At 33.0% G+C, this 16133-nt stretch carries 13 protein-coding genes; 5 read left to right on the top strand and 8 right to left on the bottom strand.

What is annotated here, in order from left to right:
* Window positions 1-16: 16 nt before the first annotated feature.
* From QZU75_RS12745 to QZU75_RS04720, 3 genes are all read right to left on the bottom strand, one after another.
* A complete protein-coding gene (locus QZU75_RS12745; RefSeq protein WP_363139637.1) occupies window positions 17-130 on the bottom strand; it encodes a symporter small accessory protein in 114 nt (37 codons plus the stop codon).
* On the bottom strand, window positions 130-1740 hold the full coding sequence (locus QZU75_RS04715) for a sodium:solute symporter (protein WP_296881888.1): 1611 nt from the start codon (window positions 1738-1740) through the stop codon (window positions 130-132). The genes QZU75_RS12745 and QZU75_RS04715 overlap by 1 nt, the downstream gene beginning before the upstream one ends.
* Before the next feature lie 102 nt (window positions 1741-1842).
* On the bottom strand, window positions 1843-2634 hold the full coding sequence (locus tag QZU75_RS04720; RefSeq protein WP_296881890.1) for a lipopolysaccharide assembly protein LapB: 792 nt from the start codon (window positions 2632-2634) through the stop codon (window positions 1843-1845).
* A 215-nt stretch (window positions 2635-2849) separates the two neighbouring features.
* Here QZU75_RS04720 and QZU75_RS04725 point away from each other — a divergent pair, with 215 nt between their 5' ends.
* Together QZU75_RS04725 and QZU75_RS04730 are read left to right on the top strand one after the other, a co-directional pair.
* The gene (locus QZU75_RS04725; protein WP_296881892.1) at window positions 2850-4151 is read left to right on the top strand and encodes a phenylacetate--CoA ligase family protein; all 1302 of its coding nucleotides are present in this window, start codon (window positions 2850-2852) and stop codon (window positions 4149-4151) included.
* Window positions 4152-4159: 8 nt separating this feature from the next.
* Complete coding sequence (locus QZU75_RS04730; protein WP_296881893.1) at window positions 4160-4591, top strand: amino acid-binding protein; 432 nt, start codon at window positions 4160-4162, stop codon at window positions 4589-4591.
* A gap of 108 nt (window positions 4592-4699) precedes the next feature.
* Here QZU75_RS04730 and QZU75_RS04735 read toward each other — a convergent pair whose 3' ends face one another.
* From QZU75_RS04735 to QZU75_RS04755, 5 genes are all read right to left on the bottom strand, one after another.
* Complete coding sequence (locus QZU75_RS04735; protein WP_296881909.1) at window positions 4700-4978, bottom strand: hypothetical protein; 279 nt, start codon at window positions 4976-4978, stop codon at window positions 4700-4702.
* Between the two features lie 54 nt (window positions 4979-5032).
* On the bottom strand, window positions 5033-5617 hold the full coding sequence (locus QZU75_RS04740) for an indolepyruvate oxidoreductase subunit beta (RefSeq protein WP_296881910.1): 585 nt from the start codon (window positions 5615-5617) through the stop codon (window positions 5033-5035).
* Between the two features lie 4 nt (window positions 5618-5621).
* On the bottom strand, window positions 5622-7514 hold the full coding sequence (iorA, locus tag QZU75_RS04745) for an indolepyruvate ferredoxin oxidoreductase subunit alpha (RefSeq protein ID WP_296881911.1): 1893 nt from the start codon (window positions 7512-7514) through the stop codon (window positions 5622-5624).
* A gap of 237 nt (window positions 7515-7751) precedes the next feature.
* A complete protein-coding gene (locus tag QZU75_RS04750) occupies window positions 7752-9371 on the bottom strand; it encodes a right-handed parallel beta-helix repeat-containing protein (protein ID WP_296881913.1) in 1620 nt (539 codons plus the stop codon).
* Window positions 9352-9729 carry a right-handed parallel beta-helix repeat-containing protein gene (locus QZU75_RS04755; protein WP_363139639.1) on the bottom strand — a complete coding sequence of 126 codons (378 nt, stop codon included), beginning with the start codon at window positions 9727-9729 and terminating at the stop codon, window positions 9352-9354. The genes QZU75_RS04750 and QZU75_RS04755 overlap by 20 nt, the downstream gene beginning before the upstream one ends.
* A gap of 1279 nt (window positions 9730-11008) precedes the next feature.
* Here QZU75_RS04755 and QZU75_RS04765 point away from each other — a divergent pair.
* The 3 genes from QZU75_RS04765 (at window position 11009) to tfrB (ending at window position 16132) form a co-directional block, all read left to right on the top strand.
* Window positions 11009-12847, top strand: a complete 1839-nt coding sequence (locus QZU75_RS04765; RefSeq protein WP_296881917.1) for a YhgE/Pip domain-containing protein — start codon at window positions 11009-11011, stop codon at window positions 12845-12847.
* A 50-nt stretch (window positions 12848-12897) separates the two neighbouring features.
* The gene (locus QZU75_RS04770) at window positions 12898-14391 is read left to right on the top strand and encodes a hypothetical protein (protein WP_296881918.1); all 1494 of its coding nucleotides are present in this window, start codon (window positions 12898-12900) and stop codon (window positions 14389-14391) included.
* 262 nt (window positions 14392-14653) lie between these two features.
* A complete protein-coding gene (gene tfrB, locus QZU75_RS04775; protein ID WP_296881919.1) occupies window positions 14654-16132 on the top strand; it encodes a fumarate reductase (CoM/CoB) subunit TfrB in 1479 nt (492 codons plus the stop codon).
* Window position 16133 lies beyond the last annotated feature (1 nt).

Below are 16133 nucleotides of genomic sequence, written 5' to 3' on the forward strand. Positions count from 1 at the left end.
AAAAAAAAGTAGGAGATTAATCTCCCTTATTCCAGTTTACAATACCATAACCAACACATAAAAGTGTGGATAAGATAATTCCAACATAAACTCCCCAAATCCACGGGTCTTCTATACCAAAAACCATCATTATGCATCACTTCCTTTAGGGTCTATTTTTGAAAATGCTTTATCAACAACCTCTTCAGCAGGAGGTTTGGTAAGTAAACTTACAACAATAGTAAGTACCGCAGATACAGGTACTGCTATCAGCATTACATCAATAAATGGCCATGGAGCAGCAGGCAATAGGGTTTCTACACCAAATATGAATTTACAAATACCTAATCCCACAGCAGTCTTTTTAAATACAAATATCATCCAGAATAAACTTACAATTGTTCCGGATACAATTCCTGCAATAGCTCCAGGTCTTGTAATTCCTCTCCAGTAAAGAGCACCTAAAAATACAGGCAGGAATGCTGCTGCACAAATTTCAAAGAACAGACTTGTTCCAAGTGCAACTACACTTCCAGGAAGTGAAAATGCCATTATCAATGCCAATAAAATAGCAACTAGAATACCTATTCTTGAAATGCTGATTTGGTCCAGTTTTTGTTTGGATTTTTTTCTTATGGTTCCGTAAATGTCTACACCGAATGCAGTTCCCTGAGTGTGCAGTTGTGAAGATATTGTTGACATTGCAGCTGCAATCAGAGACAACAGGAATATATATACGAACCATTCAGGCAGCGCCATTGTAATGAATGTTGGAATAACCTTATCAATGTTTCCTCCAACAACATCAACTGCAATTTTACCTAATTTATCATAGAAATATACATTTGAAAGTGATCCGACAATATAAGCTGTTGTAGGCATGATTGCGATGAAAATTCCTCCAATCAAAACAGACCTGTTCAATTCCTTATCGGATTTTACTGTCATGAATCTAACAATTAATGAAGGTTGAGCAAGTACACCGATACCTACACCAATTAAAGTAGATGAAACAAGTGACCACCAGAACGGAGATCCGAACTGAGGGAATGCCGTCCAGCCCGTACCACCAGTTGCAATAGCATCAGCAGGATATAAGTTTACCATATTTGTCAATGCTGTGTTTGCAGTGCTTACACCGCCAAGCAACCAATAGACAAATACAAGCAGGAATACCATAGCAAAAACCATAATAGTTCCCTGAAGTGCATCTGTATACATTACACCACGAATTCCACCAAACAATACATAGAATGTAATAATGATTGATAATATTAAAAGTGCAATGCTGAAATCAATCAGCAATGAAGATTCTAAAAATCTTGCAGCTCCAATTAATACTACAGCCGCATAAAGGGGCATTGCACAAAAAATTATTAATCCTGAGAAATAATGAATAAATTTGGAGTCAAAACGTTTTCCTAAAAATTCAGGGAACGTCAATGAATCCAAAGCGTGTCCCATTCTACGAGTTCTTTTACCTAATAATACGAATGCGATAAATACTCCAATAATGATATTTAAAAATGCTAACCATAAAACACTCATACCATATTCACTAGCAACTCCTCCAAAACCAACAATAGCTGCCGTTGAAATAAAAGTAGCCCCATAACTCATTGCCATAATGAAGGGGTGTGTATCCTTACCAGCAATCATAAAGTCTTCAGAGGAATTAGTTTTTTTGTATGCATAATAACCTACAAAAACTAGTGCAAAAATGTAGATTATAAATACAATTGCTAAAATCATAACGTCCATAAATAATTACCTCTATGTTATTATTGATATGAAAATTATATAAAGCTTACTATAATACATTAAGGTACATTTTTGTACAACATCATTTTGAATCAAAAAAAATTAAACAACTATATAATCGGCATCTTTAAAAGTGCCGGATTTAACGCCGTCATACTTATATTTAAAAAGCAAATTCAAGATTTCATCAATATCAGCATTGACAGGAAATGAAAATCCTATACTGACATTTAAATCTTCGCACATTTGTTTATAAATAACTCCTTTTAACATCTCCTGATGTTCGCCGTCCACACCATTCATCATAGAGATAATTTCATAACTTCTCCTGAAATTACCTACAAAAAGATGCAGTAAAAATGGCAACATAAGCTTTATCATATTACCCTCTGCAAGCTGAATGAGTTTTTCGGCACATTCAACAACCATATCATTGTCATCAAGACTGCCTGCAATTTGAGATTTTAGCATAAAAGCTTCCTCATAATTTCCATCAAGCCCAATAGCTTTATTGCAGTATTTTAAAGCATTTTGTGAATCATCCAATAGGTCATAGAATTTTGCAACGGACAATACAAAATACTTATCGTCCTCATCAATCAGCCTTTCAAACTCATGCAGTGCATTTAATGCCTTTTCATCCTGGTCTAAAAGAATATGGCATCTTATTTTTTCATACCAGAATACCTCTTCATAAGGGTCATCCCCGATTAATGAATTAAGGAATTTCAAGCATTTTTCATATTCTTCAAGTTCCATCAAGGCATTTATTTTGAATATTACCAGATAAGCATAATTTTCATCATCACATGATACCTTATCAAAATAGTCCAATGCCCTTTTATAATTTTTTTCATCATACTCTTTTTTACCTTTTTCAATATTCACATTCATGTTAATCACTACTCAAATCTTTAATTAAAAGACTATAAATACTTTATTGAAAAAATAAAGTAAAAATTGAAGTGTAATTGTAATTTAACTAAATTAAAACAATATTTACATGGACATATTAAAAGTATATCGAAAAAAATAAACAATGCAACAAAGTTTTAAATTAAATGAATGCCATAACTAAACAGTGTAAAAATTTTTAAAATAGGGATAACATGTTTTGGAATGAAAAAGCCGAATGTATGGATAAAGAAGAAAAAGAAAAAATACAACTGGAAAGACTGAAAAAAACCGTAAAACTTGCATATGACAATGTTGAGTTTTACAAAAAACGATTCGACGAAATCGGATTGAAACCAGAAGATATCAAAACACTAAAAGACATAGAAAAAATCCCATTCACTACAAAAAGTGATTTAAGAGAAGCTTATCCATTAGGACTCCTTGCTGTTCCACGTGAAGAAATTGTAGAAGTACATGCATCTTCCGGAACCACAGGAAAACCAACCGTTACTGCATACACTCAAAATGATTTGGATATATGGGGAGAATGCATTGCACGTGGTTTGAAAATGGCAGGTGCTGAAAAAGACTATATTATTCAAAACGCATACGGATACGGTTTATTTACAGGAGGTTTTGGAATTCACCACGGTGGAAATAAAATGGGTGCAATCACAATACCAATTTCCGCAGGTAACACTCAAAGACAGCTCGACACATTTGTGGATTTCCAAAGTGACATTTTAACATGCACCCCTTCATATGCAATGTATCTAGGTGAATCAAGAGAAAAAGCAGGAATTTCATTAGATGACATCAATCTAAAAGCAGGAATTCATGGAGCAGAAATGTGGACCAATGAGATGAGAAAAAGAATTGAAACATCTCTTGGAATTAAAACCCACAACATCTACGGTTTAACAGAAGTTATGGGACCGGGTGTTGCACAGGAATGTAAATATCAAAACGGAATGCACATCCAAGATGACCACTTTTATCCTGAAATAATTAATTCTGAAACTGGTGAAACCCTGGATTACGGTGAAAAGGGAGAGCTTGTTTTAACTTCACTGACAAAAACTGGAATGCCTATTTTAAGATTTAGAACTAAAGATTTAACTTCACTTATTGGTGATAAATGTGAATGTGGAAGGACAACCGTCAGAATGACCAGAATTACAGGCAGAAGCGACGATATGTTAAAAATCAAAGGTGTTATGGTATTCCCATCACAAATTGAAAAAGCTTTACTTAAAGTCAGTGGCATCAGTCCTAATTACATGATTCATGTAACCAGACCTGACATTTTAGATGAAGTTGAAGTTAAAGTAGAAGCTACAAAAGAATTATTCTCAGATGAAATGAAAGAAATGGAAAGAGTAGAAAAACAAATCCAAGCATCAATTAGATCAGAAACCGGTTTAAGAGTAGACGTTACTATCGTAGAACCTGAATCACTTCCAAGAAGTGAAGGTAAAGCTGTTCGTGTAATAGATGAAAGGAATTTTGATTAGGTGATAAAATGACTGTTAAACAAATCTCAATTTTCGTAGAAAACAAAGAAGGAAGAATTAAAAAAGCTATTGATACATTAGCTAAAGAAAACATTAACATTCGTGCACTTTCAATAGCAGACACTACAAAATACGGAATTTTAAGATTGATTGTTTCTGACAATGAAAAATCCATTGAAGCACTTGAAAAAGGTGGATTTATTGTTAAAGAAAATGAAGTAATTATCTTAGCGGTTCCAGATGAACCTAATGGATTAAATTCTACTTTAGCTGTTTTCGATGAAAAAGACATTAATTTAGAATATTTATACGCATTTGCAAGCAATAAAACTGATGAAGCTATTGTAGTAATGCGATTAGAAAATATGGACAAAGCTATTGAAGCTTTAGAAAACAAAAACATTAAAATTTTAGATGCAAACGATATTAAAGAATTATAGAAAAGAATAACCTCTTTTCTATTAATTATTTTTATTAAAAATTACTTTTTTTAAAATATATCTGTTTTTCACAATTCACAAAAAGAAAAAAAATAGTTAAAGAAATAGCTATAATTCTTTTAATAAGTTAGCTATATCTTCTTTTGAATAACCTAAACGTACAAAAAGACTTTTAAGTGGTTCATTTTCAGGAATTACTCCCAATTCTCTCCAACTTTTAAAATCATTTTTCATTATTCCATTAATTAAAAGTTGAATAGTGATTAAGTCATCACTTTTAACAGCTATAAATGCATCTTCATCTTCAAAAACATTGTCTGGGTCAATTAGTGTTAATTTACCTGTTATATCCTTTTTTACAATTGCATTGTCAATTTTGTAAGCCATAATACCACAACTTTTTTATCTAATTAAAAATATATTGAAAATACTATTTATAATTTAACCTTTAATTGATTTATAACCACTTTCAATAGCTTTTAAATTCATTTCATGGAATTTAGGTTTTAAATTATTTTTCATTGCATCAATTACTGAATCTTTTGTAAGAGGAAATTTTTCATCAGCAGTTACTGCACCTAAAAGAACCATATTCAATGACAAAACACTTCCAGCATCAATAGCTAACTGAGTTCCATCAATTGGAAGAACATGCTTAAAATTCTCCTTTAATGTTTTAGTTATGCTGTCAACACTTGGATAAGGTTTATCTGTTGAAGACGGAATAATAGGATGAGTATTGTAAACAATTTTTGTATCTTCATTTACTTTATCAAGACCTCTTACTGCTTCTATAGGTTCAAAAGCAAGTAACATGTCTGCACCTTGATTTGGAATAATTGAAGAGTTATATCCTCCAATTTTCAGTTCTGTAGAAACAGATCCTCCCCTTTGAGACATTCCATGAATTTCACTCATTACTACATCCAATCCCTGATTCATTGCAGCTTCACCAATAATTGTAGAGGTTTTAATAATTCCCTGACCCCCTACACCACATATATAAATACTATAATGATTATCCATTTTCTCACCTACCTGCCTCTAAAGCACCATATTTACAAACCTGAATACATACGTTACATCCGTCACACTGAGCTTTATCCACAGCGATTTTTCCATTAACTTTTGAAATGGCAGGACATGCAAGTTCACTTACACATTTATCACAGTTATTACAGTTTCTTTCAACAAAATTAACAGGAGGTTTTTTAGTTAAACCTTTGATTAATGTACAAGGAGCTTTAGAAATGATTACTGCAGTGTCATCTCTTTTGAACGCTTCAGTATAGGTTTTTATTACTTGTTCCAAATTAAATGGATTGATTACACGAACATAATCACATCCACATGCAGCAGCCAATTTACGAATAGATACTTCAGGAGCTTCATCTCCCATTCCATCAACAGGAATTCCAGGATTTGGCTGACCACCTGTCATTGCAGTAATTCTGTTATCAAGAACTGTTAAAACAAAATTGTGTTTGTTATGAACCGCATTGATTAATGGTGAAATACCACTATGGAAAAATGTAGAATCTCCTATAAAGCTTGCAACCTTTTGATCTGTTGAAACTGAAAATCCACATCCGTCACCAACACTTGAACCCATTGACAATAAATAATCCGCTGCATTATATGGTGGATTGATTCCCAGTGTGTAACATCCAATATCTGATGCGAAAATAACATCTGAAGTTTTTAAACCCAATTCTTCAATTGCTTTGTTGATTCCATAATACATTGCCCTATGAGGACATCCTGCACACAGTACAGGAGCTCTTTGCGGAATATCCTCCCGCAATTTTTCCAAACTTGAAGAATAATTAATATTTTTGATTTCAGAAAAGTTTAAAATTTTATTCAAACCTTCAGCAACAATATCTGAATTGAATTCATGATAGAGAGGGAATGTTCCATCCAATTTTCCATGAACAATAACATCAAGGTTTTTAGCACCAATGGTAGCTAAAGTGTCTCTTTCTATAATCGGATCGACTTCTTCTACAATAATTACTTCATCCAAATCTTTTAAAAATTCGGCTACTTTTTCCTGTGGGAACGGATATGAAAATCCTAATTTGAAAATATTTACATTTAAATTATTGAATTTAACAACATCATGAGCATAATTATAAGCACTGCTTGAAGCAATTAAACCATATTTTTTATCATCTGAAAAGTCAATATTTTTGTTGAATTCACTTTTATTGCTTAAATCTTCAAGTTTGTGGATTTTATCCCATAATCTTACATGCATATCCCCTGCAAATGCAGGAACCGGAACATATTTTGAAGGATCTTTGTTGAAGTGACCTCTTTTCCAGTGATTGTCATTGTTTGATGAGTTATCCATGACATCGCCAAACTCAACAACTCCCCTCATGTGTGATACACGAGTAGTTGTTCTGACAATTACCGGCAAGCCAAATTGTTCGGATAAATCAAATGCATATTTAACCATGTCTTTAACTTCCTGACAATTGGAAGGTTCTAAAATAGGTATATTTGCCAATCTTGCAAAATTACGGGTGTCCTGTTCATTTTGTGATGAAAAGAGTGACGGGTCATCAGCAGTTAAGATAACCATTCCTCCAGTGACACCAGAATATGCTGTAGTCATGAATGAATCTGCCGCTACGTTCATACCTACATGCTTCATAAATGTAAATGACCTAAGACCAGAAGCAGCTGCAGTTGCTGCAACTTCCATTGCTACTTTCTCATTGGTTGAAAATTCAAAATAAATATTGGCATCCTTAGCCAATACTGATAATACATTTCCAATTTCTGAAGAAGGAGTTCCAGGATAGGTAGCTGCAATAGAAATACCGGCTTCTATAACACCTCTTACAGCAGCTTCATTACCTAATAAAAATTGTTTATCACCAGAGACTCCTGTGACTAATTCTTTTAAATTCATTATATTTCCTCAAAATAATCATTTATACATATATAATATTCTACTTCATAGTATAAATAATACAGTATGAAAAATATATCACACTTACATTTTCTAACACCATTGACTATATAAAATAGCCCATAAAATATAGTCCAAAAAACTGTTAATTAATAGCCAAAGAATTATATGTAAACTTTAACATCAAAACTTTGATGTTAATGTAAAAAAAAAGAATTAAAGCAGATGGGATTCCATCTACTTAAGTTTAATATTTACTTTTTTAGTTACTTTGTTGTAGTAACTGTTTCCTTTATATTTGATAACTGCTTTGTAAGTTCCTTTTTTAGTTAATTTGGTAATTTTAAATGTTGCTTTGCCTTTACTGTTTGTTATGGTAGTATATGTTTTACCTTTAACTTTTAAGGTAACTTTTGCTTTTTTCATTGCTTTGTTTTTGTTGGTTTTAAAAGTTATACTGTATTTTTTGGTTTTAATTGATTTCTTAAATGATTTCGCTTTCGCAGTTAATTTTGGAGTTGCTTTTTTAACAGTCACTTTGACAGATTTGCTTGAAGAACTGTAGTAATTGTCTCCTGCAAAGCTGATTGATGCAGTATAAGCTTTTGGAGTTAATTTGGAGACATCTACTGATATTTGTCCTTTGGAATTAGTTTTCAATGTTTTTGAAATTTTACCCACTTTAACTGTCACTTTTTTGTTTGCTAAAACTTCATCAGAATCTTTAAGTGTAACAACAAGTTTTTTAGCTACATTGTATGTGGTAATAACACTAGATGCAGTTAATTCTGTTGATTTAGTAACAGTACTATTAATGCCTTGATTATCAGTTATGTTAATGCTTGGACATACAGTGGATATCTCAACTAAACCTAAAGTATTGAACACATATTCAGCTTCATATCCGCTTATTTCTGAATTATATTTTGCCTCAACCAAACTGCCATTTACATTGAAGTATACAGGATAGCATTCTTCAATTAGATTTTCATTGTCATCTTTAATGAAGGAAATTAACTTGGTTTTAATCCCATAAATGAAAGGTTCATGTGACATGACTATTGCAGTGCATGGAGATGAAATGTTTCCACCATAATTGCGAATTTCACTTGACTTGGTGTTTATTGTATTGTTGTAAAGGTATATTGTACCATAGTTGTTGTCTATAGAGTAATTACCTTCATTATCTACATTGTTTTCAAATTTTGAATTGTCTATAGAGATGTAAGTACAGTTATTTACATATATTGCCCCTGCAGAGCTATTTGCACCATTATTATCAAAAGTACAATCACCAATTTCACAATTACTTGCATTGACAATTTCTATTGCACCACCTCTTCCAATAACATAATTATCATTGAATGTAGAACCAATAATCTTTCCTCCAGTTGCATGATCCCAGAATATAGCTCCACCATCTTCACTCGCAGTATTACTATCAAAAATTGAATTTAATATAGAAACATTAGTTGCACTATTCTGATAAATAGCACCACCTCTTGGCGCAGAATTATTACTCTTTTCAATATTTCCATTACCTTTTCTCTCCCAACCTAATGCACCCGCACTTTCAGTTGCAACATTATTAGTAAAAATACAGTTAATAACACTTCCACTTTCACCATTCACACATGCAGCACCATTATAACGAGCTTTATTATTAGTAAAGTTAGAGTTAGAAATTCTTCCATAGTCACATTTAAAGTAAATTGCCCCACCAGAGTAATTTACATTATTGTTTTCAAAATTTGAATTATCTATAGAGACATAAGTACAATTATTTACATAAATTGCCCCTGCAGACCTATTTGCACCATTATTATCAAAAGTACAATCACGCAGTATTACTATCAAAAATTGAATTTAATATAGAAACATTAGTTGCACTATTCTGATAAATAGCACCACCTCTTGGCGCAGAATTATTGGAGAATATACACTTTTCAATATTTCCATTACCTTTTCTCTCCCAACCTAATGCACCTGCACTTTCTGTAGCAACATTATTAGTAAAAATACAATTGATTACATTTCCATTTTCACCATTCACACATGCAGCACCATTATAACGAGCTTTATTATTAGTGAAGTTAGAGTTAGAAATCAATCCATTGTTACCATTGAAATAAATTGCTCCTCCTGAATAATTTACATTATTATTTTCAAAATTTGAATTATCTATAGAGACATAAGTACAATTATTTACATAAATTGCCCCTGCAGACCTATTTGCACCATTATTATCAAAAGTACAATCAAATTATCCTTGAATGTAGAACCAATTATCTTTCCTCCGGTTCCACTATCCCAGAATATAGCTCCACCATCATAAGCTTCGTTATTCTCAAAAAGACAATCTGTAATTTTTCCATTATTGGCATTGTCCCAGAATATAGCTCCACCATAAGATGCATTACCGTTAATGAAATTAATATTCTTCAAAGTAACATTAGTTGCTACAATATTAAATATTCTTGATTGGTGGTTAGCGTTAATGGTATAACCTTTTCCATCAATTGTTAAACTTTTGTTAATTAGAATTCCGTTTGCTGTAAAACCATTATCATAAGTATAATTATTTGCAAATATGATTGTGGAATTATCTACCGCATTGTCAATCTTTTGTTGTAATGCAGCAAATGTTCCATTATCTTCCTCATTAATTAAATTATTTTCTCCCAATAATTGATTTTCATCAATATTATCTCCAATTACAGCTAATTCAATTTGTGAAACGCCTTGATTGGATATCCCACTATCATTAACCTCTCCAGCACATACGCTAGACATAGTGAATAATACTAAGAAAATTAACGTAAAAATTAGTATTTTCTTTTTCATAATATTAAATCCTCCATATTCCAACACTGTGATTTTTTGATATTTCAAAGAAATGTTAAAAACCACCCTTTATCTAAAATAATTGAAATATGTTAAAAAATCTATCAAAAAATATATTTATATATACCTATTTTCAGAAAAATCGTAGTTTAAAAATATAAAAAAAAATAAATAAATTAGACAAAAATATGTTACAACAAATTTTAAAAATTAATTTAAAACAATCAAAATTATAAAAGAGTTTGAAAATAGAAAGCATTCAGCCTTCTAAAAAATACCAAGTATACTATATTTGTTGTAAAAAAATGATATAATAAATGAAAAATGCAAAAATGATTATAAAATCTGCATAATTTTTTCCATATTCATAAGTTTTCAAAAAAAAAACCATGAAATGAGGACAAAACACACCTTATTCTAATTATAAGTATTATACAATTTAAGAACAAATGAGACATAAATAAAATATTATTTAATCTTATCGCAAGATTTTATAAGATATTATGGAAACCATTATATAAAATTTTTTATAAAAATTAAGAATGTAACAACTTAAGGTAAAAAAAAGTTACAGCGTCGGTATGAGTCTAAGATGCAGTGACTTTAGATACCTTCACTTAAATTTCGAAATTTAATATTAAAGTGAGACTATGGCTAGTAAAGATTTAGGAAATATTGTTGAAATAACAAGAAACGATTTTAAATCAGCATTTTCAAATCCAATTGTAACATTTGTGTTAATTGCAATTATCATCCTTCCATCTCTTTATGCTCTTTTAAATATTCAGGCATGTTGGGATCCTTATGGAAACACCGGAAACGTGGAATTTGCAATTGCCAATCTTGATAATGGTACATCATTTAATGGTAGCAATATTAATGTTGGAAATGAACTTGTTAAAGATTTAAAAAATAATGATAAATTTAAATGGACATTTGTCACAGAAGATGAACTGCGGGACGGAGTCTATACTGGAAAATATTATGCCGGTATGGTAATACCCAAAAATCTAACGGAAAACGTGCTTTCAATTACAACAGATGACCCTAAACAGGCCAAATTAGAATATGTTGTAAATGTTAAGTCAAATCCGGTAGCTACCAAATTAACTGATACTGGTGCAAATACAGTTTATACAACACTTAATGCAAAAATTATACAGATTATTAACCTTGCAGCATACGGAAAACTTGGTGAACTGCAGGCAGGACTTGCAGCAGGTGCAAGCCAGTTAGCTGACGGAGGAGGTCAGCTCCAGGCAGGCGCTGCACAGGTTTCTGCAGGAGCAGGTCAAGTCTCATCAGGTGTCAGTCAGGTTCAGGGCGGAGCCAGTCAAGTAAAAGACGGTGCCAGTCAGGTCCAGCAGGCTTCGAGTGCAGTCGAACAGGGAGCAAGCCAGGTTCAGCAGGGTTCGAGTGCTGTCCAGCAGGGAGCAAGCCAGGTTCAAAAAGGTTCTGAAGAACTGGACTCTGCAGTAGATCCGTCATTAATTCCAGACGGACCTGTTAAACAGTATGTGGAAAGCAGTTCGGAACTTGCAAAAGGCAGTGGAAAGGTAGCCGACGGGTCAAGTCAAGTTGCTCAGGGAGCAAGCGATTTGGCAGGCGGTTCTGTGAAATTGGCTGAAGGTTCAAGTGAAGTTGCCGGAGGAGCAAGTCAGCTGGCAGACGGTTCAGTTCAATTAGCTGAAGGATCATTAAGTCTTGCAGCAGGTGCAGAGCTACTTGGAACCTCCGCAGCACAAGCATTGTTCACTGCTGCCGGTTCACTTGGAGCAAGTGCCGATCAGCTTGCAGCTATTACGGGTATTAACGAAAGTATTCTTGGAGATTATTTCTTCTCACCAATTAAATTAGACAGAAATGAAGTCTTTTCAGTTCCGGATTATGGATCTAATGTATCTCCATTTTATTTAGTACTGTCCATGTGGGTCGGTGCTTTGATTACCTGTGTAATGATAGAGCCTAAATCAAGTGTCGGAACAAAATATTCTCCATTTGAAATGTATGCAGGCAAATTATTATTCTATGTGGTAATGAGTATACTGCAGGGCTGTGTAACAATAATTGGAGCCCACCTTTTAGGAGTGCATATCGACAATTATCCGCTGTTCATATTTTCAGCGCTGCTGGTATCGTCAGTATTCATGATTTTAATATATTCAATGATATCTGCAATCGGAACAATTGGAAAAGGTGCTGCAGTAGTTCTTTTAGTTCTTCAAATATCCGCAACAGGCGGAATTTATCCAATCGAAATTATGCATAAAGTCTTCCAAACATTATATCCGTTTATGCCAATGACTTATGCGATTAAATTAATACGGGAAGCACAGCTTGGTGTTGTCTGGTCCAATTATTGGCCAGCACTGGTTATCCTGTTGGCAATAGGAATCATAACGGTTATTGTTTCCGTCCTCATTAAAGAAAAAGCAGATAAATCATCCAAATACTTTGAAGAAAAATTAAAAGGAAGTGGATTATTCTAGAAGTTATTTATTAACTTCTAGTAATTATTTTAAAAAAAGGAGCAATTAAAATGAAAAAAACAGTATTGTTTATATTAGTAGTTACTTGCATGTTGTTTAGTGTTTCAAGCGTTTTTGCAAGCGACATTAATGATACTGCCGTAGCTGATGAAGAAAGCAATTTGATTGCTGAAAATAACATTGACGATTTAGAATCAGCAAGTAATGATGAAAATCAGCCTGTGGGCGATGGAGATGACGGGTCATTTACTGCATTGCAATTGAAGATTAGTCTTGCAGGTGAGGGAAGTGAAATAAACCTAACACGAGATTACAAGTACAATAATGATTTAAACCTCACTACAGGAGTCTTCATCAACAAGGACATAACCATCAACGGTAATGACCATACAATTGACGGAGCAGGCAAATCCAGAATTTTTATTATTAACTACGGAAATCTATTAAAACAATATAAAGTTACACTGAAAAACATCAACTTTAAAAACGGTGCAGCAATAATTTACGGCGGCGCAATATTAAACTTTGCAGACCTGACTATTGATAAATGTTCTTTTTCAAACAATAATGCAGGTACTGCCGGAGGAGCTATAAATTCCTTAGGAGCTTTAACTTTAAAAAATTCCAAATTCGATAAGAATTCCGCAGGCGGAGATGCAGGCGCTGTCTTTTCCCTAACATTTAAAAAGAGTTTTGATTTCTACAGAAATTATTTTGCAGGCAAACCTATTACCGAAGATACAAACCTTCTTTTAACTATTGCAATGCAATCACTTCTTGAACATGGAAAAGACACAATAACCAACTGCGTATTTACCAACAATATCGCTAACGGTCGTGGCGGAGGAGCAGTTTATGCATTCTCACATATAGATATTAACTCCTGTACATTCACATCCAATAAAGCCGGTGAAAAAGGAGCTGGAGTATTTGGATGTAAAGACCTCTTTATTAAAAATTCCAAATTTAATAAAAATCAGGTAGGCATGTATGGAGGAGCAGTCTATTTCAAATGCCATGAACAATCAGGACATTATGAGAATGGAAAATGGGTTTCCAATCTCACATACTATACCAATTCAATTACAGGCTCAACTTTTGCAAATAATGTTGCAGGTGAAAGAGGAGGAGCAATTTACGGATTCAGAGCTTCTGATTCTGATACTGTTCACTGTGCAAAAGCTGTGAAATGTACTTTCAGCGATAACAAAGCACCTAAAGGTAAAGACATTTATGGCGGAACTGCTAAAAATTGTGTTTATAAAAATACAAAAATAACCTTAAAAACTGTAACTGTCAAAAAATCTGCAAAAAAACTAACATTGCAGGCTACACTTAAAAAAGGTTCTTCCCCGCTCAAAAGTAAATCTGTTACATTCAAGTTTAACGGCAAAACCTACAAAGCAAAAACCAATTCCAAAGGTATAGCAAAGGTAACCATTAAACAAAACATATTGAAAAAACTTAAAGTAGGTAAAATAGTTACATATCTAGCTAAATATAGCAGTTTCACTGCTAAAAAAACCGCAAAAGTTAAAAAGTAAATGCATAAGCATTTACTATTCTTCTTTTATTTTATATCAATTTTTTCTCAGGAAATCTAAAATTATTTCAGATATTCAACTCAACTTCAATTTTTACACAAAATTTAAATTTGCATTAGATGTAGTTCCATGAATATTGTATAGATTTCCAGATTCATTTGTCTGAAAATCAATATAATAATAGTAAGTATAATATATTTGTTAAGACACAAATATTATATTATAATATTTTATAAACTTTTGAAAATATTGGAGGGAAATGATGATTAAAATATATGTTTCAAGGTTTAATCCTGAAACCGATACAGAACCACATTTGGAGTGTTATGAAATAGAAAAAATACCCAACATGAAAGTTCTTGATGCATTGCAAGCAATTAATGACAAATATGATGCAGATATCAGTTTCAGAAGTTCTTGTAGGGCAGGGCAATGCGGATCCTGCGGAATTTTATTTAAGGGAAATGGAGCTCTGGCATGTCAAAAAGAAATTAAAGACGGTGCCATTATTGAACCTCTCAGATTCCCAGTCATTAAAGATTTGATAGTTGACAAATCAAGTATTGAAGCTAAAGTGAAAGACCTGGAATTATCCCTTCAATGTGACCACACATGCAGAGATGAACTTGACACAAGCATTACAAAAGAAGATACCAAAGACACCAAGAAAGTAAGAAGCTGTATCGAGTGTTATTCCTGCTATTCAACCTGTCCTGTTGTAAATATTGCAACAGAAGAGTTTGGCGGACCTTACTTAATGAGGTATATGCGCAAATTTGAAAGTGATCCTAGAGACAGCTTTGACAGAATTAAAGAAGCTTTGGATGAAGGATTATATAAATGTACAAGCTGCGGCAAATGTTTGGCAGTATGTCCTAAAAACATCAATACATTTGGAGATGCAATAGAAAAAATGAGAGCTATTGCTGTTGCAAATGGTTCAGGACCTCTTCCACAACATGTTGCATTTAAGGAAAATATTTTAGAAAACGGAAGATCAATTAAAACCGATAAAACTCCATTTATTGAAGAAGCTGAAAATTATACCGGTTCAAAAGTAGCTTTCTTTACAGGATGTATGATTGACTATAAATTCCCTGAAATCGGACATAAACTCGTTAAAATCCTAAAAGAAAATGGAATTGACATTGACGTTCCGCAAGGACAAGTCTGTTGCGGTTCACCATTGTTGAGAACCGGCCAAACCGATATTGTTCAGGAGCTTGTAGACAAAAATAAAGAAGTCTTTAAAGATTATGATACTGTTATTACCGTCTGTTCCGGCTGCGGTGCCACACTGAAAAATAACCATCCCGAATTTGGTTCAAAATTGCATGTAATGGATATAAGCGAGTTTTTAGTTGATAAACTCGACACAGACAAATTAAAAGAAGTTGACATGAAAGTTACATATCACGACCCTTGCCATTTAGGCAGAGGACAGGGCATCAAAGATGCACCTCGTGAAATCATTGAAAAAATACCTGGCGTTGAATTTGAGGAAATGCTATATCCATGCCAGTGCTGCGGTGCAGGAGGAGGTATAAAATCCGGAAAACCTGAAATTGCACTTGAATTATCACAATCTAAAGCAGAGATGATTAAGGATACAGAAGCTGATGCAGTTATTACAATCTGTCCATTCTGTCAATTGAATATCCAGGATGGACTGGATTCAATTGGATGTGAAGATATTAAATGCATGCATTTATTGGAATTATTGGATAAAGCTTACGAATAAA

Origin of the sequence: uncultured Methanobrevibacter sp. (assembly GCF_902764455.1) — an archaeon.
Classification (GTDB): domain Archaea; phylum Methanobacteriota; class Methanobacteria; order Methanobacteriales; family Methanobacteriaceae; genus Methanocatella.